Source organism: Kitasatospora sp. NPDC127067, from assembly GCF_042724755.1.
Lineage (GTDB): Bacteria > Actinomycetota > Actinomycetes > Streptomycetales > Streptomycetaceae > Kitasatospora > Kitasatospora lactacystinica.
Genome location: NZ_JBHXEM010000042.1, coordinates 13,032 through 37,314, shown reverse-complemented (window position 1 = coordinate 37,314; position 24,283 = coordinate 13,032). Strand labels below are relative to the sequence as shown.

General features: G+C 70.6%; 21 protein-coding genes and 1 pseudogene. 15 read left to right on the top strand and 7 right to left on the bottom strand.

The features are described from left to right. Positions 1-115: 115 nt before the first annotated feature. Complete coding sequence (locus tag ACFWJ4_RS18760) at positions 116-604, bottom strand: hypothetical protein (protein WP_380545248.1); 489 nt, start codon at positions 602-604, stop codon at positions 116-118. 79 nt (positions 605-683) lie between these two features. Between ACFWJ4_RS18760 and ACFWJ4_RS18755 the strand changes: the two genes are divergently transcribed. Together ACFWJ4_RS18755 and ACFWJ4_RS18750 are read left to right on the top strand one after the other, a co-directional pair. Further along, a complete protein-coding gene (locus ACFWJ4_RS18755) occupies positions 684-1,100 on the top strand; it encodes a PPOX class F420-dependent oxidoreductase (RefSeq protein ID WP_380545246.1) in 417 nt (138 codons plus the stop codon). A 138-nt stretch (positions 1,101-1,238) separates the two neighbouring features. Further along, positions 1,239-2,741 (top strand): MFS transporter, encoded by a 1,503-nt coding sequence (locus ACFWJ4_RS18750; protein ID WP_380545244.1) that lies wholly within the window; start codon positions 1,239-1,241, stop codon positions 2,739-2,741. A gap of 305 nt (positions 2,742-3,046) precedes the next feature. Here the strand turns inward: ACFWJ4_RS18750 and ACFWJ4_RS18745 are convergent. Then, positions 3,047-3,895: pseudogene (locus ACFWJ4_RS18745) on the bottom strand (DUF4331 family protein); the annotation flags it as partial. Between the two features lie 1,014 nt (positions 3,896-4,909). Between ACFWJ4_RS18745 and ACFWJ4_RS18740 the strand changes: the two are divergent. From ACFWJ4_RS18740 to ACFWJ4_RS18690, 11 genes are all read left to right on the top strand, one after another. Further along, entirely contained in the window at positions 4,910-5,986 is a 1,077-nt protein-coding gene (locus tag ACFWJ4_RS18740) for a terpene synthase family protein (protein WP_224279316.1), read from the top strand. A 63-nt stretch (positions 5,987-6,049) separates the two neighbouring features. Then, a complete protein-coding gene (locus tag ACFWJ4_RS18735) occupies positions 6,050-7,441 on the top strand; it encodes a cytochrome P450 (protein ID WP_224279314.1) in 1,392 nt (463 codons plus the stop codon). A gap of 287 nt (positions 7,442-7,728) precedes the next feature. After that, a complete protein-coding gene (locus tag ACFWJ4_RS18730) occupies positions 7,729-8,805 on the top strand; it encodes a polyprenyl synthetase family protein (protein ID WP_380545242.1) in 1,077 nt (358 codons plus the stop codon). 317 nt (positions 8,806-9,122) lie between these two features. Next, the gene (gene mvk, locus ACFWJ4_RS18725; protein ID WP_224279311.1) at positions 9,123-10,154 is read left to right on the top strand and encodes a mevalonate kinase; all 1,032 of its coding nucleotides are present in this window, start codon (positions 9,123-9,125) and stop codon (positions 10,152-10,154) included. Then, positions 10,147-11,199: a diphosphomevalonate decarboxylase gene (mvaD, locus tag ACFWJ4_RS18720; protein ID WP_380357408.1), complete on the top strand. Its 1,053-nt coding sequence runs from the start codon at positions 10,147-10,149 to the stop codon at positions 11,197-11,199. The genes mvk and mvaD overlap by 8 nt, the downstream gene beginning before the upstream one ends. After that, positions 11,196-12,323, top strand: a complete 1,128-nt coding sequence (locus ACFWJ4_RS18715; protein WP_224279307.1) for a phosphomevalonate kinase — start codon at positions 11,196-11,198, stop codon at positions 12,321-12,323. Before mvaD ends, ACFWJ4_RS18715 begins: the two co-directional genes overlap by 4 nt. After that, positions 12,320-13,411, top strand: coding sequence for a type 2 isopentenyl-diphosphate Delta-isomerase (fni, locus tag ACFWJ4_RS18710; protein ID WP_380545240.1), 1,092 nt, complete (start codon positions 12,320-12,322; stop codon positions 13,409-13,411). The genes ACFWJ4_RS18715 and fni overlap by 4 nt, the downstream gene beginning before the upstream one ends. Before the next feature lie 29 nt (positions 13,412-13,440). Then, positions 13,441-14,469, top strand: coding sequence for a hydroxymethylglutaryl-CoA reductase (locus ACFWJ4_RS18705; protein WP_380545238.1), 1,029 nt, complete (start codon positions 13,441-13,443; stop codon positions 14,467-14,469). A 2-nt stretch (positions 14,470-14,471) separates the two neighbouring features. Next, a complete protein-coding gene (locus tag ACFWJ4_RS18700; protein ID WP_224279294.1) occupies positions 14,472-15,647 on the top strand; it encodes a hydroxymethylglutaryl-CoA synthase in 1,176 nt (391 codons plus the stop codon). 137 nt (positions 15,648-15,784) lie between these two features. Next, positions 15,785-16,765: a ketoacyl-ACP synthase III gene (locus ACFWJ4_RS18695; protein ID WP_360348588.1), complete on the top strand. Its 981-nt coding sequence runs from the start codon at positions 15,785-15,787 to the stop codon at positions 16,763-16,765. Between the two features lie 78 nt (positions 16,766-16,843). Then, positions 16,844-17,092: a hypothetical protein gene (locus tag ACFWJ4_RS18690; protein WP_380545236.1), complete on the top strand. Its 249-nt coding sequence runs from the start codon at positions 16,844-16,846 to the stop codon at positions 17,090-17,092. Here the strand turns inward: ACFWJ4_RS18690 and ACFWJ4_RS18685 are convergent. Both ACFWJ4_RS18685 and ACFWJ4_RS18680 read right to left on the bottom strand, forming a co-directional pair. Continuing rightward, positions 17,065-17,355 (bottom strand): transposase, encoded by a 291-nt coding sequence (locus ACFWJ4_RS18685; protein WP_072653749.1) that lies wholly within the window; start codon positions 17,353-17,355, stop codon positions 17,065-17,067. The genes ACFWJ4_RS18690 and ACFWJ4_RS18685 overlap by 28 nt on opposite strands. Before the next feature lie 709 nt (positions 17,356-18,064). Next, positions 18,065-18,868 carry an exodeoxyribonuclease III gene (locus tag ACFWJ4_RS18680; RefSeq protein WP_380545234.1) on the bottom strand — a complete coding sequence of 268 codons (804 nt, stop codon included), beginning with the start codon at positions 18,866-18,868 and terminating at the stop codon, positions 18,065-18,067. Between the two features lie 351 nt (positions 18,869-19,219). On the opposite strand from ACFWJ4_RS18680, the gene ACFWJ4_RS18675 reads away from it, so the two are divergent. Further along, positions 19,220-19,993, top strand: a complete 774-nt coding sequence (locus ACFWJ4_RS18675) for a GntR family transcriptional regulator (RefSeq protein WP_359899721.1) — start codon at positions 19,220-19,222, stop codon at positions 19,991-19,993. A 115-nt stretch (positions 19,994-20,108) separates the two neighbouring features. Continuing rightward, positions 20,109-20,519, top strand: coding sequence for a hypothetical protein (locus tag ACFWJ4_RS18670; RefSeq protein ID WP_380545232.1), 411 nt, complete (start codon positions 20,109-20,111; stop codon positions 20,517-20,519). An 86-nt stretch (positions 20,520-20,605) separates the two neighbouring features. Here the strand turns inward: ACFWJ4_RS18670 and ACFWJ4_RS18665 are convergent, their stop codons facing one another. The 3 genes from ACFWJ4_RS18665 to ACFWJ4_RS18655 form a co-directional block, all read right to left on the bottom strand. Next, positions 20,606-21,769, bottom strand: a complete 1,164-nt coding sequence (locus ACFWJ4_RS18665) for an ROK family protein (RefSeq protein WP_359899623.1) — start codon at positions 21,767-21,769, stop codon at positions 20,606-20,608. 246 nt (positions 21,770-22,015) lie between these two features. Then, positions 22,016-22,384, bottom strand: a complete 369-nt coding sequence (locus tag ACFWJ4_RS18660) for a hypothetical protein (protein WP_380545230.1) — start codon at positions 22,382-22,384, stop codon at positions 22,016-22,018. Positions 22,385-22,422: 38 nt separating this feature from the next. Next, positions 22,423-24,075, bottom strand: a complete 1,653-nt coding sequence (locus ACFWJ4_RS18655; protein ID WP_380545229.1) for a hypothetical protein — start codon at positions 24,073-24,075, stop codon at positions 22,423-22,425. Positions 24,076-24,283: the final 208 nt, after the last annotated feature.

Genomic DNA, 24,283 nt, shown 5'->3' with positions numbered 1-24,283 from the left:
GCCCGACGATGACCGGGCCGACGGTCGGCGCGATGCGCAGACCCACGACGAGGCAGGCCGGGGGGCCGCGGCGACGTGCTCCTCGCGGTCAGGGACCGGTACGCAGCGTGTGTCGTCACCGCAGTCCGAAGGCGTCGATCACTGCCTCGGAGGCGAGCAGCATGACGGTGCACCACAGGGTGACACCGGCCGTCAGCCAGCCGATCAGCCGCCACCGGGGCAGGCCCAGCGCCGTGCCAAGCATGGCCGATCCCCAGGTGCCGAAGAGCGCAGGCCCGATGATGCCGAAGCCGATCACGCCGTACCGGTTCACCAGGCGCCGGGCCCGTCGGCCGGTGGGGCCGTCAAGGCGGTTCCGGCGGTTGCGGCGGTTGCGGCGGTTCTCTGGCGGCGGCCCGGCGGTGACGGGCCGCCGCTTCGAGCGCCAGAGCAGCCAGCGGGTACGCAGCCACCCGGCCGCGAAGACGGCGGACAGCAGGCATCCGGCCGCGCCGAGGAGTACGGCGACGAGCGCGACGGGCGGAGGGAGGGAGGAGAGGCCGAAGGGTACGGCCGGGGTGCCCAGGGCGAATCCGGCGAGCACGGCCAAGGCGAAGTTCAGCACGCAGCACTCCTCATCTTGGGGACGGGCGCCACGTCGGTTCGCGGCGACAGTGAGTTAACTAACCAGTTACGCTATCGCGGTGACCACCTCACCATCCGCCTCAGCATCCTTGCCGGGCAGTTCGGTTGAACGACTGGCGGCATCCAGGTACGTACTTCTCACGACGTTCCGCCGGGATGGGCGGGCCGTGCCCACTCCGGTGTGGGTGATGGGGGACGGGGACTGCCTGGCCGTGTGGAGCGCGGCCGGCGCCGGCAAGGTCAAACGGATCCGCAACAGCGGCCGGGTGACCGTCGCCCCCTGCAACTGGCGGGGAGTCCCGAAGGGGGAATCCGTGCCCGGTGTCGCCGAGTTGCCCGCCGACCGGGACACCGCCCACTACCTCGACCTGATGAAGCGCAAGTACGGCCTCGTCGCGCGGGTCGGCTTGCTGGGCAGCCGACTGAAGGGGTCCGGGTACCGCGCGGTGGGCATCCGGATCCGACTCGCGGAGTGACCCTCGCGGACCTCCGTCGCATCCGGCCATCGCTCTTCGCCCGAAGTCGTGTTGACGGGCCGTCGGATCTCGGGCAGCCTTGCCTCGGAATATTAACCATCCAGTTAGTCAATCTATTTCGAACGGAGTGGCACCGCCATGTCGGCATCCACCACTGAGCTCACCGGCATCCCGCCCGAATCAGGACCCCCGTCCCCGCGGTCCTCGCTGCGGTGGTGGGCGCTGGCCGTGATCGGCCTGGCCCAGTTGATGATCATGCTGGACGCCACCATCGTGAACATCGCGCTGCCGTCCGCCCAGGCCGACCTGGGCTTCTCCGACAACGACAGGCAGTGGGTCGTCACCGCCTACGCACTCACCTTCGGCAGCTTGCTGCTGATCGGCGGGCGTGTCGCCGATCTCTTCGGCCGCAAGCAGGCCTTTCTCGCGGGTGTCATCGGATTCGCCGCCGCCTCGGCGCTCGGCGGAGCCGCCGGCAGCTTCGAACTCCTGGTGCTGGCCAGGGCGATCCAGGGCATCTCGGGTGCCCTGCTGGCCCCGGCGGCCCTCTCCCTGCTGACGACCATCTTCACCGACGTCAAGGAGCGGGGCCGGGCCTTCGCGATCTTCGGTGCCATCGCGGGCGCCGGCGGCGCGCTCGGCAACCTGCTCGGCGGCCTGCTGACCGAGTACCTCAACTGGCGTTGGACCCTCTACATCAACTTGGCGTTCGCGGCGGTGGCGCTCCTGGGCGGTCTGCTGCTGATCGAGCGTCAGTCGCGGGCGGAGCAGCGCCCCAAGCTCGACGTCCCCGGTGCGGTACTCGTCACCCTGGGGCTCTTCGGCCTGGTCTACGGGTTCTCCAACGCCGAGTCGCGCGGGTGGAGTTCTCCCGCCAGCTGGGGTCTGCTGGTCGGAGGCCTCGCCCTGATCGCCCTCTTCGCGTACTGGCAGTCGACGACGGCCGGGCCGCTGCTGCCCCTGCGCATCCTCCTCGACAGGGATCGAGGTGCCTCCCAGATCGCCATTCTGGTCGCCACCGGAGGCATGTACGCGGTCGCGTTGTTCCTCGCCTACTACATGCAGCAGACGCTCAAGTACACCCCGGTCGAGGCGGGGCTCGCCTTCCTGCCCATCCCCGCCGCACTGGTCGTTGCCTCCGCCCTGGCCGTGGGGGTCCTGATGCCCCGGGTGGGGCCGAAGATCGTGATTCCCCTCGGGATGGCGCTGCTGGGCGTGGGCATGGTCTGGTTCACCCGCCTGGATCTGGACAGCACCTACGCCGGAGGCATTCTGCCGCCGCTGCTCGTCCTGGGCCTCGGTCTCGGCCTGGTCTACGCGCCGGCGATCGACCTGGCCACCTACCGGGTTCACGAGGATGACGCCGGGGTGGCCTCCGCGGCGGTCAACACCTCGCAGCAGATCGGTGGTTCGTTGGGGATCGCCGTTCTCAACACGCTCGCGGCGACCGCCGCGGGCAGCTATCTCAGCAGCCGGCAGGCCACGCCCGAGGTGATCGCCGGGGCGGCGTTGCACGGCTACTCCACCGCGTACTGGTGGGCGGCCGGCCTCGCAGCCGTCGGGCTCGTCGTGACCTTCGCGCTGTACCGTCCCGGTGTTCGGGAGAAGTCCCCCGACGCGGTGAAGGCCGTCGCCATGTGACACCTGCTCCACGAAGTCCCTCCATCCTTGAATCGCAAGCAGCCCCCGGGGCCGCGCCGCGCCCCTCGGGGGCCGGTCGCCGCCCCGGGGGCTGCTTGGTCGGGCCGCCCTTGAGTAACTGATGGCGGAAGCCGAGTACGGCACCCGCGGTCCTCCCCGGGCTCCGGGGGCGGCACGGCACGAAGCCGCCTCGGCCCGATGCCCGGCAGGACGGTGCGTAGGGCCTGTTCGGCGGCCTGCGGGTCGTAGTCCCCGAAGTGCTGGAGGACGGCGGACCAGGGTTCGCGGTAGGTGGCCCAGTCGTCGGCGGGCTCGCCGGCGTTGTAGGCGTCCTTGACCTCTTCCGCGTTGAAGTACGCGGTCAGGGAGGGGTGGGCGCCGCGGTCCACGGACGTCAGCTGCCCGTTCTGGCGCAGGCTGACCCGGCCCCAGACGCCGATCTCGGGGTGTGTGCCGAGTTCGGCGTTCGGCACTTCCAGGACGATGGCGAAGACGTTCTTGTCGGCACCCCAGTCCACGCCGGTCCACTGGAACTTGGCGACGATGCCGTCGAGGTCGGCGAAGAACGGGTCGCTGCGGAACCCGGCGTAGAACGTGTACGGCCCGGAGTGCGCCGCGGTGGTCTCGGCGCCGAAGTTCACCGGCACGTCGATGAAGAGCTCCTGGCCGAGGGCCTTGTGGGAGCGGGCCTGCTCGCCCGTGGCCCGCAGGACGGTGACGCTCTGGCGGCCGTCCTCAGGCGGGGAGAAGACGAAGCTATACGCCACGTCGGAGCGGTGGTCGCCGTCGGTGTCGACGTTGACGCGGTAGACGGCGTCCGGGTGGAACGCCTGGCCGCCGGTGGGGGCGACCGGGTTGACGTTCAGGATCAGCACGGTCCGGTCGCCAGGCACGGTGAAGGCGAACAGGTCCGTCATGTCGAGGCGGGCGTCGTCCAGGGGAGCGGAGGTTGGGGCCGCTGAGGTGATGAGACATGCCCACCAGCATGAGCAGCCCTGCCCCTTCGTGCCCGGGCTGGCGGGCTCTTCGTGCCGCGGATTCACACCGATGCCGCCCCGCCGCGTCCGTCGGGCCGTGCTGGTGGAGCGGATCACCGAGCGGGCTCCCCGCCGCCGACGCTGACGGCCGCGCCTTGTTGCCGGCCCGTTGTCCATCGATTGTCTGCCGGGACGCTGGGCTCAGGTGCTGCCCGGGGTGACGCGGCCGTCTTGACCAGGGCGTTGACTGTATGCCGACGAGGTCGTTGATCGTTTGTCTACCAGTATCCCTGACCGTATATCAGGTCCGGTCACGGACTCGGCGGCTTCCGGACGGGGCCGCCGGCGGACGACTCAGGAGGACTCGCATGTCCCGTATTCCCCTTCGCGTCCGCGCCGCGGTCCACGGCTCCGTCGCCGAGTGGGCGGACGAGAGCATGTCCGTCCGGCTCACCGGTGAGAACTCCACCTCCGTCGCGCCCCGAAGAGGGCCGCCGAACGGCCCCGCCCCGGACGCGTCGAACGGAGACCACATCCAGGGGGCGTTCCGGGTCCCGGCGTCGACGGCGAGCCGGACGGTGTCCGGGGCCGGTGGGTCCTCCCGGTGGCGAGCGTGGAGCCGACGGACGAGATTCCCGGTTCCGGCATGTGATGATCGAAATCCAGCCGTGTGACGCGGGTCATACGCTGGGAGCTCCATTTAACCGGAAAAGGAGCCTCCTTGTCCGGGGGTATATTCAGGTGAATGGCCTATGGCGCGCGCACCACATTCCCGCCATAGGGGTCGCACCCAGCATGGAGGCGAAATAATTAAATATCGGACATCGCGGCGCGCTCGGGATGTTTCGAACGCCTGATCGCTCGATCTGGATCAAGCCACCCTATGGTTCGAATCTAACTGTCCTGTTTAGTTTCTGACGGCAGTGAGGCATCGAGGACTGCCGAGGGGGGACGGCAGCGAGACGTCGATGACTGCCGAGGGGTGCGGCAGTGGGACGTCAATGAATGCCACGGGGGGTTGAGGCGCTGACATTGAGTGCTGTTCCTCGAGTCCGCGCCATTTGGGTCCGTAGTGGGTCGCACACAGCCCCACCGCCCAAGGCCGTCCAATGCTCCGGGTTTATTCCGAGGGCCACCCCAGCATTACTGTGACATTCCTGCCGCTCAGTCCTGCCCGAAGGGATTTTTGGCATGACAACCGTGCGCCGCACACTTGGCGTTCCGCCATTTTTCTGCCCTTTGCCCGACGCCGTGTACGACAAGCCGGAGGAAATAGATGCCGGCGCCGTCGCCTGGATGTTCCGGCAAGGGTTCCGCAAGGAGGGTGACTGGCTGCCGCGCATGAATGCGGGTTCGTACACCGCACACTGCATGCCGTACGTCCTCGACCGGTGCGCCGAGATCATCACCTATGTCATGTACTGGGGCGGCGCCTGGGACGACGACCTCGACGTGATCCCGGGGCTGGACCAGCCCGCACCGCTGACGGTCCACGTCAGCCGTCTCAAGCACATCCTCGCCTCGCCCAAGTCCGTCGTGCCGCCCGGAGACGCGTACCTCTCCTCCTTCCAGGACTTCTGGAACCACATCTCCACCGTGTCGACCCCGGGCCAGCTCGAGCACCTGCGCCAGGGTTTCTGCAGCTACTTCGACGGCGTGCTGTGGAAATGTGCGAACCAGAGCCTCGGTGAACTCCCCGAACTGGGCGACTACCTGATCATGCGTGGCAACGATGTGGCCGGCCCCTGGCTGACCGCACTCACTCCGATCGGCGGCGGCTACGAACTGACCGCAGCCGAACGCCTCGATCCCCGGGTGCGCGCCGCCTCCGAAGCCGTATCCGTCATCGTCGGTCTCGACAACGACCTGATCTCCATTCACCGGGAGAATCTCCAGGGCTTGTTCGACCAGAACGCCATCAGCATCATGGTGCGCGACCGGCAATGCACGCCCGAGGAAGCGGTCGCCGAGGTCCGCGCGCTGCGCGACCGAATCATGTCCCTTTATCTGAATCTGCGTGACCAGGTCTCCGCGACCGCCCGCCCGGAACTGCGGCGATACGTCCACGAGATCGGCTACTGGATTCGCGGGCACATCATCTGGGCGGACTTCACCACCCGTTACTGCGCGCCTGTCGACCCGGAGACCGGCGAAGAACAGGACTTCGGTGGCTACGGCCTGCTCTGGGCCGACGAGCCGGCTGACGCCAACCCTGCGCCCCTGCCGATTCCACAGATCGCCTGGTGGTGGGACCAGTTGGAGAAGTGACAGCGGCGAAGCAAAGTCCGACAGGTCCACAAGTTCGCCACTAACCGCATGGAGGTTTGTTCCGTGACAGGCCAGGAAACCCGCAGCTACACGAAGGGCAGCGCACCGAATGCCCTGCCCGTGCTCGGGCACGCGAATCAGCTGCGCAGCGACCCGCTCACCTTCCTCCGATCACTGCCCGAGCAGGGCGATCTCGTGAAGATCATGGTGGGGCCGACCCCCATGTACATCGCGTGCCACCCTGATCTGGTCCACGAGATGCTGACCGACAAGGTCAAGGACTTCGTCAAGGGCGGTCCCGTGATGGACCGCGTGCGCACGGTCCTCGGAGACGGGCTGGTCACGGTCGACGGCCTCGTCCATCGCAAGCAGCGACGCCTGATCCAGCCGTCCTTCCACCCTGCGCGCATCGCCGAGTACGTCGGCATCATGCAGAAGCAGGCAGCCGTGTCGGCTCATGAATGGCCGGAAGGCAAGAACGTCGACCTCCTGATGCAGATGGGCAACCTCAGCGCCGACGTGGCGCTGAGCTGCCTCTTCTCCGAGCCCGGTGAGGGCGAGGTGCGCCGGGGCGGTCACCACGGTCTCCCGACGGCCCTGAACACCGTGATCGACGGCATGTTCTTCCGCATGCTCAACCCGCTGCCGGCGCTGTCCTTCCTGCCCACTCCCGGCAACCAGCGCTACAAGCGGGCGGAGGCGCAGCTGCACCAGGTGGTGAACGAGACCATCGACCGCTACCGCCGCTCGGGCGACGGCGGCGGTCTGTTGCGCACGATGATGACGGAGGTCGACGAGGAGGGGCACCGCTTCACCGACCAGGAGCTGCACGACCAGTCCATCACCCTGCTCCTCGGAGGCGCGGAGACCACCGCCGTCCTGATGTCGTGGATCTTCCACCTGCTGCACGAGAACCCGCAGGTCGCCGCCAAGTTGCACGCGGAGCTCGACGAGGTGCTGGCCGGCCGCCCGGTGACGGCGGAGGACCTGAAGAAGCTGCCGTACACCCGCAACGTCGTCGCCGAGGGTCTGCGCCTCTACCCGCCGGCCTGGCTGCTGAGCCGTCGTGCCGCTGTCGACACCACGCTCGGCGGGCTGCCCGTGCCGGCCGGCACCGAGCTGTCGTACAGCCCCTTCCTGCTGAACCGGGACGCCCGCTACTTCGACGCCCCCGACAGCTTCGAGCCGGACCGGTGGCTCACCATGTCGACCACTCCGCGCAAGGGCGCCTACCTGCCCTTCGGCGCCGGGAACCGCAAGTGCATCGGTGACGCGTTCGCCCTCACCGAGGCCCAGGTCATCGTGGCCACCGTGGCCCAGTACTGGAAGCTGGACCGCGCCCCGGGCACCCGCCCCACGCGCGCCCTCGTGCGGATGAGCCTGCGTCCCGACCAGCTCACGGTGGTGCCGACCCGTCGGCAGCCGGCACGCGAGCCGCAGTCCGCCGCGAGCTGAACCCGTTCCGTTCGACCGACAGGGGCCCGGCGGGTGCCGCACCGGGCCCACCCCTGCCCGGCATGCCCTCCACCATGTGAACCCGCATGTACGGAGGGCATGCCATCCGGCGCGGCCCGAACACCCACCACTCGCCCCTCCCTCGGCGACCCGCACCTGCGGTGCGGCCCGGCGACTGCCGGGGCCCTCCTTAGCCCGGCCGGAAAGTGATGCCTCTCGGCGCTTTCCCTCCCATGCCACGTCCTCGCGGACGCGGCCACATGGTCTTGACGAACAGGAGTAACGACATGAACTCGACCACCAGCCTTCGCGAGCTGGGAGCCGACGCCCTGGACTCGGTTCATCTGCGCGGCCTGATCGACGAGCGATTGAACGCCTTCCTCGACGCCAACTGCGACAGGCAACCCCACCTGGTCTCGCTCATCGAGCACCTGCGTGGCTTCCTGACCGCCGGCGGCAAGCGCATCCGGCCGCTCTTGTGCATGGTGGGCTGGCACGCGGCGGGCGGATACGGCGACACGGGGCCCGTCATCGGCGCGGCGGCCTCGCTCGAACTCTTCCACGCCTTCACCCTCATCCACGACGACGTAATGGACGCCTCCGACACCCGGCGTGGCCGTCCGACCCTCCACCGGACGCTGGAGACGGGTGCGGACGCCACGACCGCCGAGCGGTTCGGCACCAATAGCGCGATCCTGCTCGGCGACCTGGTCATGGTGTGGTCGGACGAGCTGCTGTACTCCAGCGGCATCGACCACGAGCGATTGGTCGCCGTCCGACCGCTGCTGGACGCCATGCGCACCGAGGTGATGATCGGTCAGTACCTGGACCTGCTGGCCACCGGGAAGCCCAACGAGGACGTCGAACGGTCGCTGGCCGTGATCCGCTACAAGACGGCGAAGTACACCGTGGAGCGGCCGCTGCACATCGGCGCGGTCCTTGCCGGAGCGGACCAGGCCCTGCTGGACGTCTTCACCGCCTACGCCCTTCCGATCGGCGAGGCCTTCCAATTGCGCGACGACCTCCTCGGCGTCTTCGGCGACCCGTCCAAGACCGGCAAGTCGGTCCTGGACGACCTGCGGGAGGGCAAGGCGACCGCTCTGATGGCACACGCCCTCCACGCCGCCGGCGCCGAGCAGGCGCGGGTGCTGAGGTCCCTGGTCGGCGACCCGGACCTGGACGAGGCAGGCGCCGAGACGGTTCGCGGGATCCTGTGGGCCACGGGCGCCGCCGACAAGGTAGAGCAGATGATCACCGATCGTGTGCAGCGTGCCCGGCGGGTCCTGGACGAGACCCCGTTCCCGGACGAGGTCAGGAAGACCCTCGAAACCTTCGTCACCACCACGACACTCCGGACCACCTGAGCACCACGTCGGCGCGGGTCGCCACCGTCCCGGCGCCGCCACACGCGTCGCTCGCCTCGCGAGCCCACCCCGTCCGGAACCCGCTGCCGGGGGCGACCGGGGGAGAACCGGCCCGGCACCCGCCAGGGACGCGGTTCCGCGAGCACGCACCGTCGGGTGCGGCTCGACGCCCTGGCCCGCCCTGCGCGATGACATCGCTCGCGCCGGCGGCCGCGACCGCCGGCCACGGTGGTCCGGGGGTGGCCCGGGCATGACGCGGCGCGCGGTCGAACGGGCTTACTTCATTCCTTCCTAGAAATCTGGATGACGCGATCTCAATGGAATTTCGACAAGGGGAGCTGAGCACGTCGACTCCACCGGCCTCGGCGGCAGGGACAGCGGACAGCCGCCGTGCTCGCTCGGTCGGCACCGGCCACGCCCATGCCAAGGCCATTTTGCTGGGGGAGCACGCGGTCGTCTACGGAGCCCCGGCGCTCGCCCTGCCCGTTCCGCAGCTGTCGATCACCGCCAGCGTCGGGTTCTCCACCCGCGGTGAAGAACCGGCAGGTGTGTCCTTCACGATGACCGGATCCGCCTGGAAGGAGGTCGGAACGCAGGCATCCGAGGGGCTGCGTCGGCTGACCACCGACTTCAGGGCATCCACGGGCATCGACGACGGCCGGCATCTCGATGTGATCATCGACGGTTCGATCCCGCTCGGCAGGGGGCTCGGCTCCAGCGCGGCCTGCGCCCGTGCCGTCGTCCTCGCCCTGGCCGACCTCTGCGGCCGCGAGGTCTCGCAGCGGACGGTGTTCGACCTGGTGCAGACCGCCGAGAACGTGGTGCACGGCAAGGCCAGCGGCGTCGACGCCATCACCGTCGGCGCGAGCGCGCCGTTGCTGTTCCACGCGGGCGAGGCCCGCACGCTGCTGGTGGGCTGCGACGCGCTGTTTGTCATCGCGGACAGCGGCACCGTCGGCAGCACCAAGGAAGCGGTCGACAAGCTGCGGGAGAGGTTCCGACTCCACGCCGGAGCACAGGAGCGGTTCGTCCGCCGGGCGTCGGAACTGACCAGCGAAGCCGTGACCACCCTCGCCGCCGGCCGGCCGGAGGAGCTCGGCTTCCTGCTGACGGAGTACCACGGAATGCTCCGCGAGGCCGGGCTGAGCACTGACCGGATCGAGGGGATGGTGAGTGCCGCGCTCGCCGCAGGAAGCCTCGGCGCCAAGATCACCGGGGGCGGACTGGGCGGCTGCGTGCTCGCTCTGACCCAGCCCGAGCAGGCGAGAGAGGTCACCCGGCGGCTGCACGAAGCGGGGGCCGTGCAGACGTGGATCGTCCCACTGAGGAGGCTCGTCACGCATGTCTGAGCAACAGATCACCGTGCGCCGCCTGCAGGACCGGCAGGGCGCGAACGGGGCCACCGCCGTCGCGCACCCGAACATCGCGCTGATCAAGTACTGGGGGAAGCGCGACGAGCGCCTCTTCCTGCCGTGGACCAGCAGTCTGTCGATGACTCTTGACATCTTCCCCACGACCACCCGGGTCCACCTCGACGCCGAGGCTTCGGACGACGAAGTGACCTTCAACGGCGTACCCGCGGCGGGCGAGGAGCGGCGGCGCATCGCCGGGTTCCTCGACCTGGTGCGCCGGCGGGCCGGGCTCACGCACCGGGCCGTCGTCGACACCCGCAACACCGTACCCACCGGGGCGGGCCTGGCGTCCTCCGCCAGCGGCTTCGCCGCGCTCGCCGTCGCCGCCGCCGCCGCGTACGGACTGGACCTCGACGGCACCGGTCTCTCCCGCCTGGCCCGCCGCGGTTCCGGCTCGGCCTCGCGGTCGATCTTCGGCGGCTTCGCCGTCTGGAACGCTGGCAACCCCACGGCGCCGCCCGCGGAGGCCGACCTCAGCTCCTACGCCGAGCCGGTACGGACGGGCGACCTCGACCCCGCACTGGTCATCGCGGTGGTCAACGCTGGCCCCAAGGAGGTGTCCAGCCGCGCGGCGATGCGCCGCACCGTCGAGACCTCGCCCCTGTTCGAGCCTTGGGCCGCGTCGAGCCGGGACGACTTGACCGAGATGAGGGCGGCGCTCCTGCGCGGCGACCTCGACACGGTGGGTGAGATCGCTGAGCGCAACTCTCTCGGCATGCACGCGACCATGCTGGGCGCGCGCCCTGCAGTGCGCTACCTCGCGCCCGCCTCGCTCACCGTCCTCGACAGCGTGCTGGGGCTGCGGCGCGACGGCATACCGGCCTACGCGACCATGGACGCCGGACCGAACGTCAAGGTGCTCTGCCGTCGTACGGACGCCGACCGGGTCGCCGAGGCCGTGCGCGACGCTGCCGCGGGTGGCACCGTGCACATCGCCGGGCCCGGACAGGGCGCCCGCCTGGTGGACGCGGGCGGACGATGACCTCCGGGCGAACGGTCGTCCGCAGTGCGCCCGGCAAGCTGTTCGTCACGGGCGAGTACGCGGTGGTGGAGCCCGGTACCCCGGCCATCGTGGTGGCCGTGGACCGGGAGATCACCGCCACGGTGACCCTCTCCGAAACGGCCGACATCGTGATCTCCTCCGATCTCGTCCCCCGGGCGGTGAACTGGCGATGGCTCGACGGCCGGCTCCACGCTCCCGGCACGGAGAACGGGGAAGCCGACGGACACGGCGCGCGGGGCGCACTGACGCACGTGGTGGCAGCGGTCGAGACCGTGGGACGACTGCTGGCCGAACGCGGCCTGCCCATGCCCGGGCTGGACCTCTCGATCGGCAGCCGGCTGCATGACAACGGCCGCAAGTACGGCCTGGGGTCGAGCGGCGCGGTGACCGTGGCCACGATCGACGCCATCACGTCCCTGTGCGGACTGGACCTCTCACCCGACGCCCGGTACCGCCTGGCCGTGATCTCCTCGGTCGGGATCGACCCCGTGGGCTCCGGCGGTGACCTCGCCGCCAGTACCTGGGGCGGCTGGATCGCGTACCAGGCACCCGACCGGGCCTTCGTGCTCGACCTCACCCGCCGGTACGGCGTCGAGGAGGCGTTGCGCACGCCCTGGCCGGGCCACTCGGTCCGGAGGCTTCCGGCCCCGCGCGGCCTCGCCCTCGAAGTCGGCTGGACCGGCAACCCGGCCTCCACCGCCTCGCTCGTGTCCGGTCTGCACCGCCGGATCTGGCGCGGCACCGCGTCGCACCGCGCGTTCGTGGAGACCTCCACCGACTTCGTACGCGCCTCGATCACCGCTCTCGAGGCCGGCGACGACCAAAGCCTGCTGTACCAGATCCGCCGTGCCCGGCGGGAGTTGGCCCGCCTCGACGACGAAGTCGGGCTCGGCATCTTCACACCCGAGCTGACGGCCCTGTGCACGGTCGCCGAAACCGTCGGCGGTGCCGCCAAGCCGTCGGGCGCGGGCGGCGGCGACTGCGGCATCGCGCTGCTCGATGCCGAGGCCATGCACGACATCTCACATGTACGGCAGCGGTGGGCCGCGGCCGGGGTGCTGCCCCTGCCCGTCCGGCCCGCCCCGGAAGGGACCGAGAAATGAGCGCTCAGCGCAAGGACGACCACGTCCGGCTCGCCATCGAGCAGCAGGACACCCGCAGCGGGATCAACCAGTTCGACGAGGTGTCCTTCGTCCATCACGCCCTGGCCGGCATCGACCGGCCGCAGGTGACCCTGGACACGACCTTCGCCGGGATCTCCTGGCAGGTGCCGCTCTACATCAACGCGATGACCGGCGGGACCGCCAAGACCGGCGTCATCAACCGAGGTCTGGCGATAGCGGCCCGCGAGACCGGGGTACCCATCGCGTCGGGCTCGGTGCACGCCTACTTGAAGGACCCGACGTGCGCCGACACCTTCCGCGTCCTGCGCCAGGAGAACCCCCACGGTTTTGTCATAGCAAATGTCAACGCGACGGCATCGGTCGACGACACCCGGCGTGCCCTCGATCTGCTGGAGGCCGACGCCCTGCAGATCCACGTCAACACGGCGCAGGAAACGGCCATGCCGGAAGGCGACCGGTCCTTCGGGTCCTGGGTCCCGCAGATCGAGAAGATCGCGGCGGCCGGTGACGTACCCGTGATCGTCAAGGAGGTCGGCAACGGCCTGAGCCGGGAAACCGTCCTGCTGCTGCGACAACTGGGGGTCCACGCGGCGGACGTCGGCGGCCGGGGCGGCACCGACTTCGCCCGGATCGAGAACGGCCGGCGACCGCTCGGCGACTACGCGTTCCTCCACGACTGGGGCCAGTCCACCGCCGCCTGTCTCCTGGACGCTCAGAGCGCCGGTCTTCCCGTGCTCGCCTCCGGCGGCGTCCGCCATCCCCTCGACGTCGCCCGCGCCCTGGCCCTGGGCGCCTCCGGCGTCGGGGCCTCCGGAGTGTTCCTGCGCACCCTGCTCGACGGCGGTCCCGAGGCGCTGATCGAGCAGCTCACGAACTGGCTGGACCAGCTCGCGGCCCTCCAGACCATGCTCGGCGCGCGCACTCCCGCGGACCTCGCGAGCAACGACCTGATCATCCACGGCACCCTCCGTTCCTTCTGCGCCGACCGGGGCATCGACACGGGGCGACTCGCCCGGCGTTCCCGATCGGCCGACACCCTTCACAACGCGACAGGAAAAGCACAGTGACCGACACACACGCCATTGCCAGGGTCCCCATGAAGTGGGTCGGACCCCTTCGAGTCTCCGGGAACGTCGCCAACACCGAGACCCACGTTCCCCTCGCCACCTACGAGACACCGCTGTGGCCCTCCGTGGGCCGCGGCGCGAAGGTGTCCATGCTCACCGAGCAGGGCATCGTCGCCACCCTCGTTGACGAGCGCATGACCCGCTCGGTGCTCGTCGAGGCGACCGACGCCCAGACCGCGTACACGGCCGCCCGCGCCATCGAGGCGCAGATCGAGGAACTGCGCGCCGTGGTCCGCAGCTGTAGCCGGTTCGCCGAGCTGCTCACCGTCCGGCACGAGATCGCGGGCAACCTGCTGTTCATCCGGTTCGAGTTCAGCACCGGCGACGCCTCCGGCCACAACATGGCCACGCTCGCCTCCGACAATCTGCTGACGCACCTGCTGCGGACCGTTCCGGGAATCTCCTACGGATCGATCTCCGGGAACTACTGCACGGACAAGAAGGCGACCGCGATCAACGGCATCCTCGGCCGCGGGAAGAACGTGGTCACGGAACTGCTCGTCCCGCGCGACGTGGTGGAAGGCGTCCTGCACACCACTGCCGCCAGGATCGTCCAGCTGAACATCCGCAAGAACCTGCTCGGGACCCTGCTGGCCGGCGGCATCCGCTCGGCCAACGCCCACTACGCCAACATGCTGCTCGGCTTCTACCTGGCCACCGGGCAGGACGCGGCCAACATCGTCGAGGGCTCCCAGGGCGTCACCCTGGCCGAGGACCGCGACGGTGACCTCTACTTCTCCTGCAATCTGCCCAACCTGATCGTCGGCACCGTGGGCAACGGCAAGGGCCTGGAGTTCGTGGAGACGAACCTGACCCGCCTCGGCTGCCGCGTGGACCGCGCCCCCGGCGAGAACGCGCGCCGGCTCGCCGTCATCGTGGCGGCGACGGTCCTCTGCGGCGAGCTCTCGCTGCTCGCGGCGCAGACCAACCCGGGTGAACTCATGCGTGCACACGTCGAACTGGAGCGCGACAACAAGACAGCAAAGGTCGGTGCCTGAACATGTCCAACGCCGCTTCCTTCGGAATCCACGATCTCTCCTTCGCGACGACCGAATACGTCCTGTCGCACGCGGCACTCGCCGAGTACAACGGCACGGAGATCGGCAAGTACCACATAGGCATCGGCCAGCGGTCGATGAGCGTGTGCGCCGCGGACGAGGACATCGTGACCCTGGGGGCCGCCGCCGCGGCCCCGATCATCGCCCGGCACGGTTCCGAACGGATCCGGACGGTGGTCTTCGCGACGGAATCCTCGATCGACCAGGCGAAGTCCGCCGGCATCTACGTGCATTCACTGCTCGGCCTGCAATCGGCCTGCCGCGTCGTCGAACTGAAGCAGGCCTGCTACGGAGCCACGGCCGCCCTGCAATTCGCCATCGGACTCGTACGACGCGACCCCGACCAGCAGGTCCTGGTGATCGCGAGCGACGTCTCCAAGTACGAACTGGACAGCCCCGGCGAGGCGACCCAGGGTGCCGCCGCGGTGGCGATGCTGGTCAGCGCCGACCCCGCCCTGGTCTGCATCGAGAACGCCTCGGGCCTGTTCACCGCCGACGTGATGGACTTCTGGCGGCCGAACTACCGCACCACCGCCCTCGTCGACGGGCAGGAATCCGTCGAAGCGTACCTGCAGGCGGTCGCAGGCAGCTGGAAGGACTACGGCGAGCAGGGCGGGCGCACACTCGACGAGTTCGCCGCGTTCTGCTACCACCAGCCGTTCACAAAGATGGCCTACAAGGCACACCGCCACCTGCTCAACCACGCGGGCCACAGCGCCGACCAGGCCGACATCGAGCACGCCATCGGGCAGACCGTGGCCTACAACACCTCCATCGGCAACAGCTACACCGCCTCGGTGTACCTCGCTCTCGCCGCGCTGCTCGACCAGGCGGACGACCTGACCGACCGGCCCATCGGCTTCCTCAGCTACGGTTCCGGCAGCGTCGCCGAGTTCTTCGCGGGCACGGCCGTCCCCGGCTACCGCGAACACCTGCGGACCGCAGCGAACCTGGCGGCGATAGCCAGGCGCAAGCCGGTCGACCACGCCCGCTACCGCGAGCTGCACGAGTGGTCCTTCCCGGCCGACGGAGGAGACCACCCCACCCCGCAGCAGACCACCGGGCCCTTCCGGCTGGCCGGCGTCAGCGGTCACAAGCGCATCTACCAGGCGCGCTAGAACACCTGCGATCCCGAACACCTGCGGTCCCATGCGTGCGGGGGCAGCCTCCGCGGCTGCTCCCGCACGCGCCCGCCACGGCCGCAGGCCAGTTCTACACACACCGTTCTCCATCCATTTGAGGGGAGGGCAGCCGTATGACCGACGTCAGGATTCTCGGTACGGGTGCCTATGTGCCGGAGCGAATCGTGTCCAATGACGAGGCCGCGGCGGCGGCGGGGGTCGACGACGCGTGGATCACCGACAGGACCGGCATCCGGGAACGACGATGGGCTGCCGACGGCCAGGCCACCTCGGACCTGGCCACCGCCGCGGGGCGTGCCGCGCTGAGGTCGGCCGGCATCTCCGCCGAGGAGCTGTCCGTGATCGTGGTCGCCACGTCCACACCCGACCGGCCGCAACCGCCCACCGCCGCCTACGTCCAGCAGCGGCTCGGCGCGAGCGGCGCGGCCGCGTTCGACGTCAACGCGGTCTGCTCCGGCACGGTGTTCGCGCTCTCCGCGGCCGAGGGCGTACTCGCCCGCACCGGCGGCCATGCGCTGGTCATCGGTGCAGACCTGTACTCCCGCATCCTGAACCGGGCCGACCGCAGGACCGTGATCCTGTTCGGGGACGGCGCCGGAGCCGTGGTCCTGGGGGCGCCGGTCGACCACGGACCACGTGTCCGGCACCTCTCACTGCACTCGTTCGGCGAACTGTCGGGGCTCATCGAGGTGCCCGCCGGCGGCAGCCGCATGCCGGTGGACCAGACGGTCCTCGACGCAGGGCTCCAGTACTTCGCGATGGACGGGCGAGGCGTGCGGAACTTCGTCGGTGACCACCTGCCGCAGCTGGTCAAGGGATTCCTGCACGAATGCGGTGTCGCGCCCGACGACATCGACCACTTCGTACCGCACCAGGCCAACGGCACCATGCTGGACAGCGTCTTCGCCGACCTGGCACTGCCTCGCGCGACCATGCACCGCACCCTGACGCGCTACGCCAACACGGGAGCCGCCTCCATCCCGATCACCCTGGACGCGGCCGCCCGCGCTGGCGCCTTCACCCCCGGCGACCTGATCCTCCTGGCCGGCTTCGGCGGCGGTATGTCGGCGGGATTCGCGCTGGTCGAGTGGTGAGAAGGTCCGGGCCGGTGGGGAAAGCGCCGTAGTGAAGTTCCACCCTGCGGTTGGACACTCTCCGTCTACGCTGCGAGGGTGTCGTTCCGCGTGAACGCGCGGGACGCCGTAGGCGCCCCGGGAGGCGAGGTGGATCACCGCGATCTCGGCGGCCAGGAGGTCTTCGGCCCGTTCGCGGGCGCGACGGTCCTGTTCGCGGGCCCGCCAGGCGTAGAAGGAGGAGCGGGCGATCCCCAGCGCCCGGCAGATCCGCTTGACGCCGAAGGCGCCGTGGTGGTCCTCAACGAAACGGAAGCGGATCACCGATTCGTCTCGGCCGCGAAATAGGCGGCCGCCTTGCGCAGGATCTCGATCGTCTTCTGCTGCTCGAGGTTCTGCCGACGAAGTCGGGCGAGCTCCTCGCGCTCGGGGCTGGTCAGGTCACCGGGCCGGCCCTCGCCCCGATCGGTGCGGTCCTGCTTGACCCAGCCCCGCAGCCCCTCCGGGCTGACCCCCAGCTCCCGGGCGATCTCGGTGACGTTCCGGTGCGGAGAAGACCGGACGAGCGCGACCGCGTCCCTCTTGAACTCCGCCGTGTACCGCTTACTCATGTTGCCGTTGCTTCCCACCTGAAACTGCTTCCTCCGGGCTCACATGTCCCAGCCTCCAGGTGTCCAGCCCCAGGGTGGAATTTCAGTCCTTGCCACCACCCGTCGTTCGGACCGGCTCGACGACCTCGAGCGCCGAGGCATCGACCACCCGCTCCTGGACACCGGCGAAATCTCCGACGCCGTACGGAAGTTATACCCGCAGGGCGTCGACGCCGCCCTGGAACTCGTCGGCACCCCCACCCTGCCCGACACCCCGCGCAGTACAACCGGCCCGGACTTCACCTCCTACCGGCGATCGTAGGCAGGCCTGCCCGCCTACGATCGCCGCCGAGCGTCGAACGGCACCAGACACCTGGAGCAGGCCGCAGTCGGTGGGCCCGCCGGCCAGGTCGGGCACGTCCCGCCGGTACAGCTGCGCGACAGCTGTCATGGGGATTGGGTCGGTGCTCGCCAGCCATGGGGCATGCCGTCCAGCGAAGCCAGAACCTCCCGCTCGGGGTCCGTCAGCCCGGGGTCGATTCCGTCCTCGAGAGTGCGCCCCATGCCTTCACGGCTCGTCGGCCGGCCAGAGCATCGGTCCGCCCGCGGAGCTGTCTCGCATGCAGGGGATTCTGAGTCGAGGTGCTCACGTCCGGGTACCGCCGTCATGAAGTTGCTGCTGATTAGCCACGAGACCCGGCTTGGAGGCCATTGTCATTTGGCTATTCAGTTATCGCTCGAAGTCGAACACTGCGGTGACGGGTGCGTGGTCGGACCAGCGCTCGGCGTGGGAGGCGGCGCGTTCGACGTAGGCTTCAACGCACCTGTCAGCGAGGCTTTTTTGACAAACAATTAGGTCGATGCGCCAGCCGGAGTCGTTGTCGAAGGCGCGGCCGCGGTAGGACCACCAGGAGTAGGGGCCGGTGCGGTCGGGGTGGAGGGCGCGGACGACGTCGACGTAGCCGGCCTCGTCGTAGACGCGGGAGAGCCAGGCGCGCTCTTCGGGGAGGAAGCCGGCGGACTTCTGGTTGGCCTTCCAGTTCTTGAGGTCCTCGGGCCGGTGGGCGATGTTCCAGTCGCCGCAGACGACGACCTCGCGGCCGTCGGCGGCGGCGCGGGTGCGCAGGGCGGTGAGGTGGACGAGGAATTCCGCCATGAAGCGTTCCTTCTCGTCCTGGCGTTCGGTGCCGACTTCACCGGAGGGGAGGTAGAGGCTGGCGACGGTCAGGCCGGGGAGGTCGATTTCGACGTACCTGCCCGCATTGTCGAATTCCTCGGAGCCGAATCCGATCACCGTGCGCTGCGGCTTCTCGCGGGAGAGGATGGCGACGCCGGCCCGGCCCTTGGTGGCGGCCGGGGCCCAGACCGCGTGCCAGCCGTCGAGGTCGCGCAGTTCGGCGGGCAGCTGCTCGGGTTCGGAGCGCACCTCCTGCAGGCAGACCACGTCGGCCTCGGTGCCGGCCAGCCATTCGACGAAGCCCTTCCTGGCCGCTGCCCGGATTCCGTTCACGTTCACACTCGTCACCACGATCACCCGGGCAGCCTACCGACTGGTCGTCCCCGTCCCGAATCGTGACGCGCGGGGCCGATGGCCGGGCGGCCGGCTCCGCGGGGTGTGGACTCCAGGATTCCGGTGGACGTGAATGGTGACAGCGACTGACAGGACCTGTCGTGAACGCGGCATGAAGATGTGCGACAGTCCCATCAAGCCGCGCCATTGGTCTTGACCATCTTCGGACGGAGCGCCTAGGGTCACTTACTGCAAGGACCTTTAATAAAGAAGGACGGATAAAGGCCCGCTCTCCCACCTGCCGCAACAGCGGACAGTGGGCCCGGGATCCGCCCTCCTTGTCTCAGGGCGGACAGCATCAGGGTGGAGGACGCGGTGGGGACGACAGGACAGCTTTCTGCGGTGCCGGAGCCGAAGTACTGGCACCTGCGCACGGTGCTGCTGCGGGCCATCGACTCGGAGTTCTCCATCGGTCAGGTGCTGCCCAACGAGCGCGAGCTCTCGGCCCGCTTCGGCGTCGCCCGGGCCACGCTGCGGCAGGCGCTCGACCAGCTGGAGCTGGAGGGCCGCCTGGTGCGCCGCCGGGGGATCGGCACCCTGATCGCCGCCCCTCGGGTCGGCGTCCCGGTCAACCGGCAGGAGGAGGGCTGGCCCGGCGCCGCGCGCAGCCAGTCCTGGCGGACGCTCGACTGCACCACCGCCCCCGCCTCCGCGCAGCTGGCCAAGGGCCTGGGCATCGCCGAGGGCGCCACCGTGCACACCGTGCGCCGGGTCCGCCTGGTGGAGGGCCGCGCGGTGGCCACCGAGGCGCTGCACGTTCCGGCCGCCGCCCTGCCGCACCTGCCGGGCTTCCGCGCCGAGAGCGACCGCGCCCGTTCGGTGCTGCGCCAGCTGGAGCGCCTGGAGGTGGACGGCGAGTCCCGCTCGGTCGAGCTGGGCGTCGCCGAGGCCGAGCAGGCCGCCCTGCTGGAGCGCCCGCCCGGCGCCCCGGTCCTGGTCATGACCACCCAGTACGCCGCGGCCGGCCGGCTGGTGGCGCTGGGCGTCGCCACCTACCGGGCGGACACCTGCAAGCTGACCTTCGGCGAGGCCGGACTCGTCGAGGTCACCCCGGTCGGTGCGACGGCCGAGGTCCGCACCGCCTCCTGAACCATCTTCCGAACACCCTCAGGTCGAGGCCCGGACGCCAACTGGCGTCCGGGCCTTTGCCGTTGGCCGGCATAGCATCGGAGGCTCCGGCAGTGCGGAGGGGGAGGACGGGGTCGTGAACCTGGTCGTGGAGCTGTGGGCGAAGTCGGAGATACCGGCGTACGGCGGGCTGTTCAGGGCGGACGGAACGGCGCGGGAGGTGTTCTTCGACGGGCCCGGCTCGCTGCACCTGGAGCTGGGCGAGCCGTTCGAGGTCGAGGAGCCCACGTACGAGCACGAGATCGACGTGGACGGCGAGGCCGAGCTGCCGGACGGGCGGGGGTTCGTCTGCTGCGGCAGCGGGGGCATGGGCGACGAGGGCTTCCTCGCCCGGCTCGACGGGCGGCGCCGGCTGGTGTGGGTGCTGACGTCGACCCAGGGCAACCCGTTCCTCCGGGTGTCCGTCGACTGGCCGCTGGCGCACTTCGTCAACGACTGGGGAACCATCCTCACCCTCGACCTGACCGACCCGGACTACGCGCCGTGACGGCGGAGCGGTTCCGACGGCAGCCCAGCCCCCCAGCCCCCAGCCCCCCGGGCCGGCCCCGGGCCGGCCCCGCACCGCGCCCGACGTCAGGCCCGGGGCGGGTCCACCGCGAAGAGCTGCTCCTCGACGTGGTCCAGGGCGACGCGCAGGGCGCCCATCGCCACCACCTCCGAACCGAGGGCCGCCAGGGCGACCTCCGGGGCGCGCAGGGTGAACTGGGACAGGCGTTCGCGCAGCGGGTCCAGGACGCCGTCGAGGCCGGCCGCCCAGCCGCCGATCACCACCAGCTGCGGGTCGATGGCGAGGACCAGCGCGGCGACGCCCTGGACGAGGCGGGTGAGGAAGCGGTCCATGGCGACCTTGGCGACCTCGTCGCCCTCCCGGGCCAGCCGCAGCACGCGGGCCACGGCGGCCTCGTCCAGCGGGTTGAGGGGCTTTCCGGTGGTGGACAGTAGGCGCTCGGGGGTGACCTCCTGGCCGAGCAGGTGCAGGGCGCCGATCTCGCCGGCCGCGCCGCCGAACCCGCGGTGCAGCCTGCCGCCGATGAGGGAGCCGGCGCCGGGGCTGAGGCCGGCCATCACGAAGACGACGTCGTCGGCGCCGACCGCCGCCCCCTGCCAGTGCTCGGCGATGGCGGCCAGGTTGGCGTCGTTCTCGATCAGGACCGGGCAGCGGAAGGAGCGCCGCAGCCGGGCCCCGAGGTCGAGCCCGGTCCAGCCGGGCATCGCGGTGCCCAGCTGGACTGTGCCCTCGCGGTCCACGATGCCGGGGGTGCCGATGCCGACCGACCACAGGTTGTCCCGGGAGATGCCGGCCTTGCGCAGCACCTCGGCGACGGCGGTGCGGACGGCGGCGAGCCGGTCCTCGGCGTCGAGGGTCTCGTCGACCGGCTTGAAGTGACTGCCCACCACCTCGCCGGTGAGGTCGGCCAGGATGACCCGGATGTCGTGCACGCCGATCTCGATGCCGAGGATGTGCCCGGCCTCGGCGCGGAAACGGAACCAGCGGGCCGGGCGGCCGCGGCGGCCGGGGCCCGGCTGGCCCTCCTCCCGCGGCTGCTCGACCTCGGCGACCAGCCCGGTCTCGACCAGACCCTCGATCACGCCCTCGACGGTCGGGCGGGAGAGCCCGGTCTCGCCGACGAGCTGAGTGAGGGTCACGGAGTGGCCGTTGCGCAGCGCCCGGAGCGTGACCGCCGCGTTGATCCGCCGCAGCAGCGAGGAGTCTCCTCCGGTGAGCCGATCCGCCAATGCGATGCCCTTCGCCGTTCGCGCGACTGCCCTGGCGCGCGGTGTCGAGTGCGCGGTGCCCACCGAGTGGCCCGCGGGGGTGCACCCCCGGAGAACGCGGCACGGCGGCAGGGGGCCGCCTGCGCGAGGGCCGGAGGACATGCGGAGCCTACCCGGGGACGGAGCCGGGCGGCGAGGATCCTCGCAGCTCATCCAGGCTTCGGTATCGAAATGGTACGGATCGGGTGGCGGTGCGTGATCCGGACTTCACCGCTCGGCCACGGTGGGCGGGTGGGCGAGCCGCCGGGACAGCACCGACGGGAGGGAACGTTCCGACAGCAGCGAGCCGAGGCCGCGCCGGGACCCGGCCGACAGGACACTGAGGGCGGAGCAGGCCGATCCGATCGAGCCGAGGGAGAGGACGGATCCGATCGAGCCGATGGACAGCACCGACCCGATCGAGCCGATGGACAGCACCGACCCGATCGAGCCGAGGGAGAGGACGGATCCGATCGAGCCGGTCGACAGCACCGACCCGATCGAGCCGATCGACCGGACGGACACGATGGAGCCGATCGAGCGGAGGGAGCCGATGGACCCGCGGGCGGGTCGGGCCGGAGGCGCGGAAGTGGTCATGACCCTTGAGAGTAGCCAGCCGCACCCCCGGGCGTCCGTCAGTCCACCCGGGCCGCGAACAGCCGCTGCCCCAGCAGCGCCATCGGGTGCTCGTCCTCCGGCAGGGTCAGCACGGTCGGGCAGCCCGCGGCGGTCAGTGCGGCCCGCCAGTGCTCCGCCGGGCGGGCGGGGGGGCTGTGGGCGTCGCCGGTGATCAGCAGGTCGAGCTGTTCGGCGGTGGGCGCGAGCAGCAGCAGCCGGCCGCCGGGGGAGAGCAGTCGGACCAGGGTCGTCACCTCCTGCTCCGGTTCTCCGGCCGCGGTGGCGGCCACGGTCGAGGCAGAGGCAGAGGCAGAGGCAGAGGCAGAGGCAGAGGCAGAGGCCGGAGCCGATGCCGGAGCCGATGCCGGAGCCGCCGTCACCGTGGCGACGACGACGTCGTAGCGCCCGCCGTCGGGAACGGCGTGGTGCTCGACGGCGTGCCGGGGCCGAGTGGCGGAGGCGAGGGCGCGGGCGACGGCGGGTTCGCCGCCCTCGGGGTCGAGTTCGAGCACGCGCAGCGGCCCGGGCCCTTGGTGGGCCTCGGCGGTGCCGCGCACCAGTGCGCCGAGGGCGGCGCCGAGGTAGCCGCGGGCGGCGGCCCGGCGGACCGGGGTGGCGGCCGGCCGGGGGGCCTCCTGGCCGGTGATCACCCGGGGCAGCCGCAGGGCGTCGCGCCGGACCCGGGTGAGGGCGGCGGCCGGGCCGAGCCCGTCGGCCCAGGTCTCGACCGCGGGGCGCCAGGTGTCGCGGACCTCGGCGGCGGCCGTGCCGGGCCGGCCGCGGAAGACCGGGCCCTGGGCGCCGCCGTCCTGGCGGGTGATCAGGCCGTGCCGGGCGAGCGCGTCCAGCCAGCGGGCGACGCGGGGGCGCTGGGCGGGGGTGACCATGGCCGCGGCGAGCACTTCGGCCTCGGGGTGGCCGCGGGCGGGGTCGGTGAGTACGCCGCTCTGCTGGAGGGTGTGCAGCAGTGCGGCGAGTACGGCCCGGTCGAGCTGGGCGCCGAAGTCGCGGACCTGCGCGGCGGTGATGCCGATGCTGTGCTTCCAGGCGGCGGCCGTGGCGTTCTCGGTGTCGGCGCGCAGCCGGCGGTCGGCGGCCTCGGCGTTGCTGTCGGGGGCGCGGACGTGGGCGAGGACGGCCCCGAGGGCGTCGACGGCGGTGTAGACGTCCTCCTGTCGGGGTTCGGGGCCGACGTGCAGGACCAGGCGCAGCGCGCCGAGGTCGTGGGCGGTGAGGTCGGGTTGCCGGCTGAGCGGCCAGAGCAGGGCGGAGGGCAGGCTGAGGTGGGTGGTCCGGGCGGCGGCGACGGCCCGGAGCTGCTGTTCGGGCCGCTGGTCGGGGTCGCCGCAGTGGACGGTGCCGCCGGCCAGGAGGGTGGCGAGGGCGAGGTCGACGGCGAGGTCGGTCACGGGGTGGAGCACGGTGTGCCGGATCGGGGGCGTGCCGAGGACGCCGGCCCAGTAGCGCAGCCGCTGTTCGGCGGCCCGGGCGGCGGAGGGCGGGAGTGCGGCGTGCTCGGCGACGCGCCGGGCGAGGGCGCGGGGCAGGCCGCCCGGCGGGGAGACGCCGAGCAGCAGGCCGATGCCGCTGATCGCGCGCCCGTCGGCGACGACGGCGGGTCGGTCGCCGAGTTCGCGCAGCGCGCTGACCAGGGCGGGAGTCGTGGGCACGGTGATCACTCCGGGGTGCGGGGCGGAAACCGCACTACTGAACCATGGGGGCGGGGCGGTGAAGGCCGGTGGCAAGTCAAACTTCTGTAATGATTTTCATATCGGACAGCCAAGCTGTCGAGGTGAAGTCACCTCGAAGTGGTCGGAACTTCACATTCCGGAAGCCTCGTGCGATCCCTTGACAGGTGGTTCGGGTACTGGATCAATG

Bases quoted from the DNA above. Each gene is read 5' to 3' on its own strand.
- ACFWJ4_RS18750 (WP_380545244.1), top strand. From the start codon at position 1,239: ATGTCGGCATCCACCACTGAGCTCACCGGCATCCCGCCCGAATCAGGA.
- ACFWJ4_RS18740 (WP_224279316.1), top strand. From the start codon at position 4,910: ATGACAACCGTGCGCCGCACACTTGGCGTTCCGCCATTTTTCTGCCCT.
- ACFWJ4_RS18730 (WP_380545242.1), top strand. From the start codon at position 7,729: ATGAACTCGACCACCAGCCTTCGCGAGCTGGGAGCCGACGCCCTGGAC.
- mvk (WP_224279311.1), top strand. From the start codon at position 9,123: ATGGAATTTCGACAAGGGGAGCTGAGCACGTCGACTCCACCGGCCTCG.
- mvaD (WP_380357408.1), top strand. From the start codon at position 10,147: ATGTCTGAGCAACAGATCACCGTGCGCCGCCTGCAGGACCGGCAGGGC.
- ACFWJ4_RS18715 (WP_224279307.1), top strand. From the start codon at position 11,196: ATGACCTCCGGGCGAACGGTCGTCCGCAGTGCGCCCGGCAAGCTGTTC.
- fni (WP_380545240.1), top strand. From the start codon at position 12,320: ATGAGCGCTCAGCGCAAGGACGACCACGTCCGGCTCGCCATCGAGCAG.
- ACFWJ4_RS18705 (WP_380545238.1), top strand. From the start codon at position 13,441: ATGAAGTGGGTCGGACCCCTTCGAGTCTCCGGGAACGTCGCCAACACC.
- ACFWJ4_RS18700 (WP_224279294.1), top strand. From the start codon at position 14,472: ATGTCCAACGCCGCTTCCTTCGGAATCCACGATCTCTCCTTCGCGACG.
- ACFWJ4_RS18695 (WP_360348588.1), top strand. From the start codon at position 15,785: ATGACCGACGTCAGGATTCTCGGTACGGGTGCCTATGTGCCGGAGCGA.
- ACFWJ4_RS18685 (WP_072653749.1), bottom strand. From the start codon at position 17,355: ATGAGTAAGCGGTACACGGCGGAGTTCAAGAGGGACGCGGTCGCGCTC.
- ACFWJ4_RS18660 (WP_380545230.1), bottom strand. From the start codon at position 22,384: ATGACCACTTCCGCGCCTCCGGCCCGACCCGCCCGCGGGTCCATCGGC.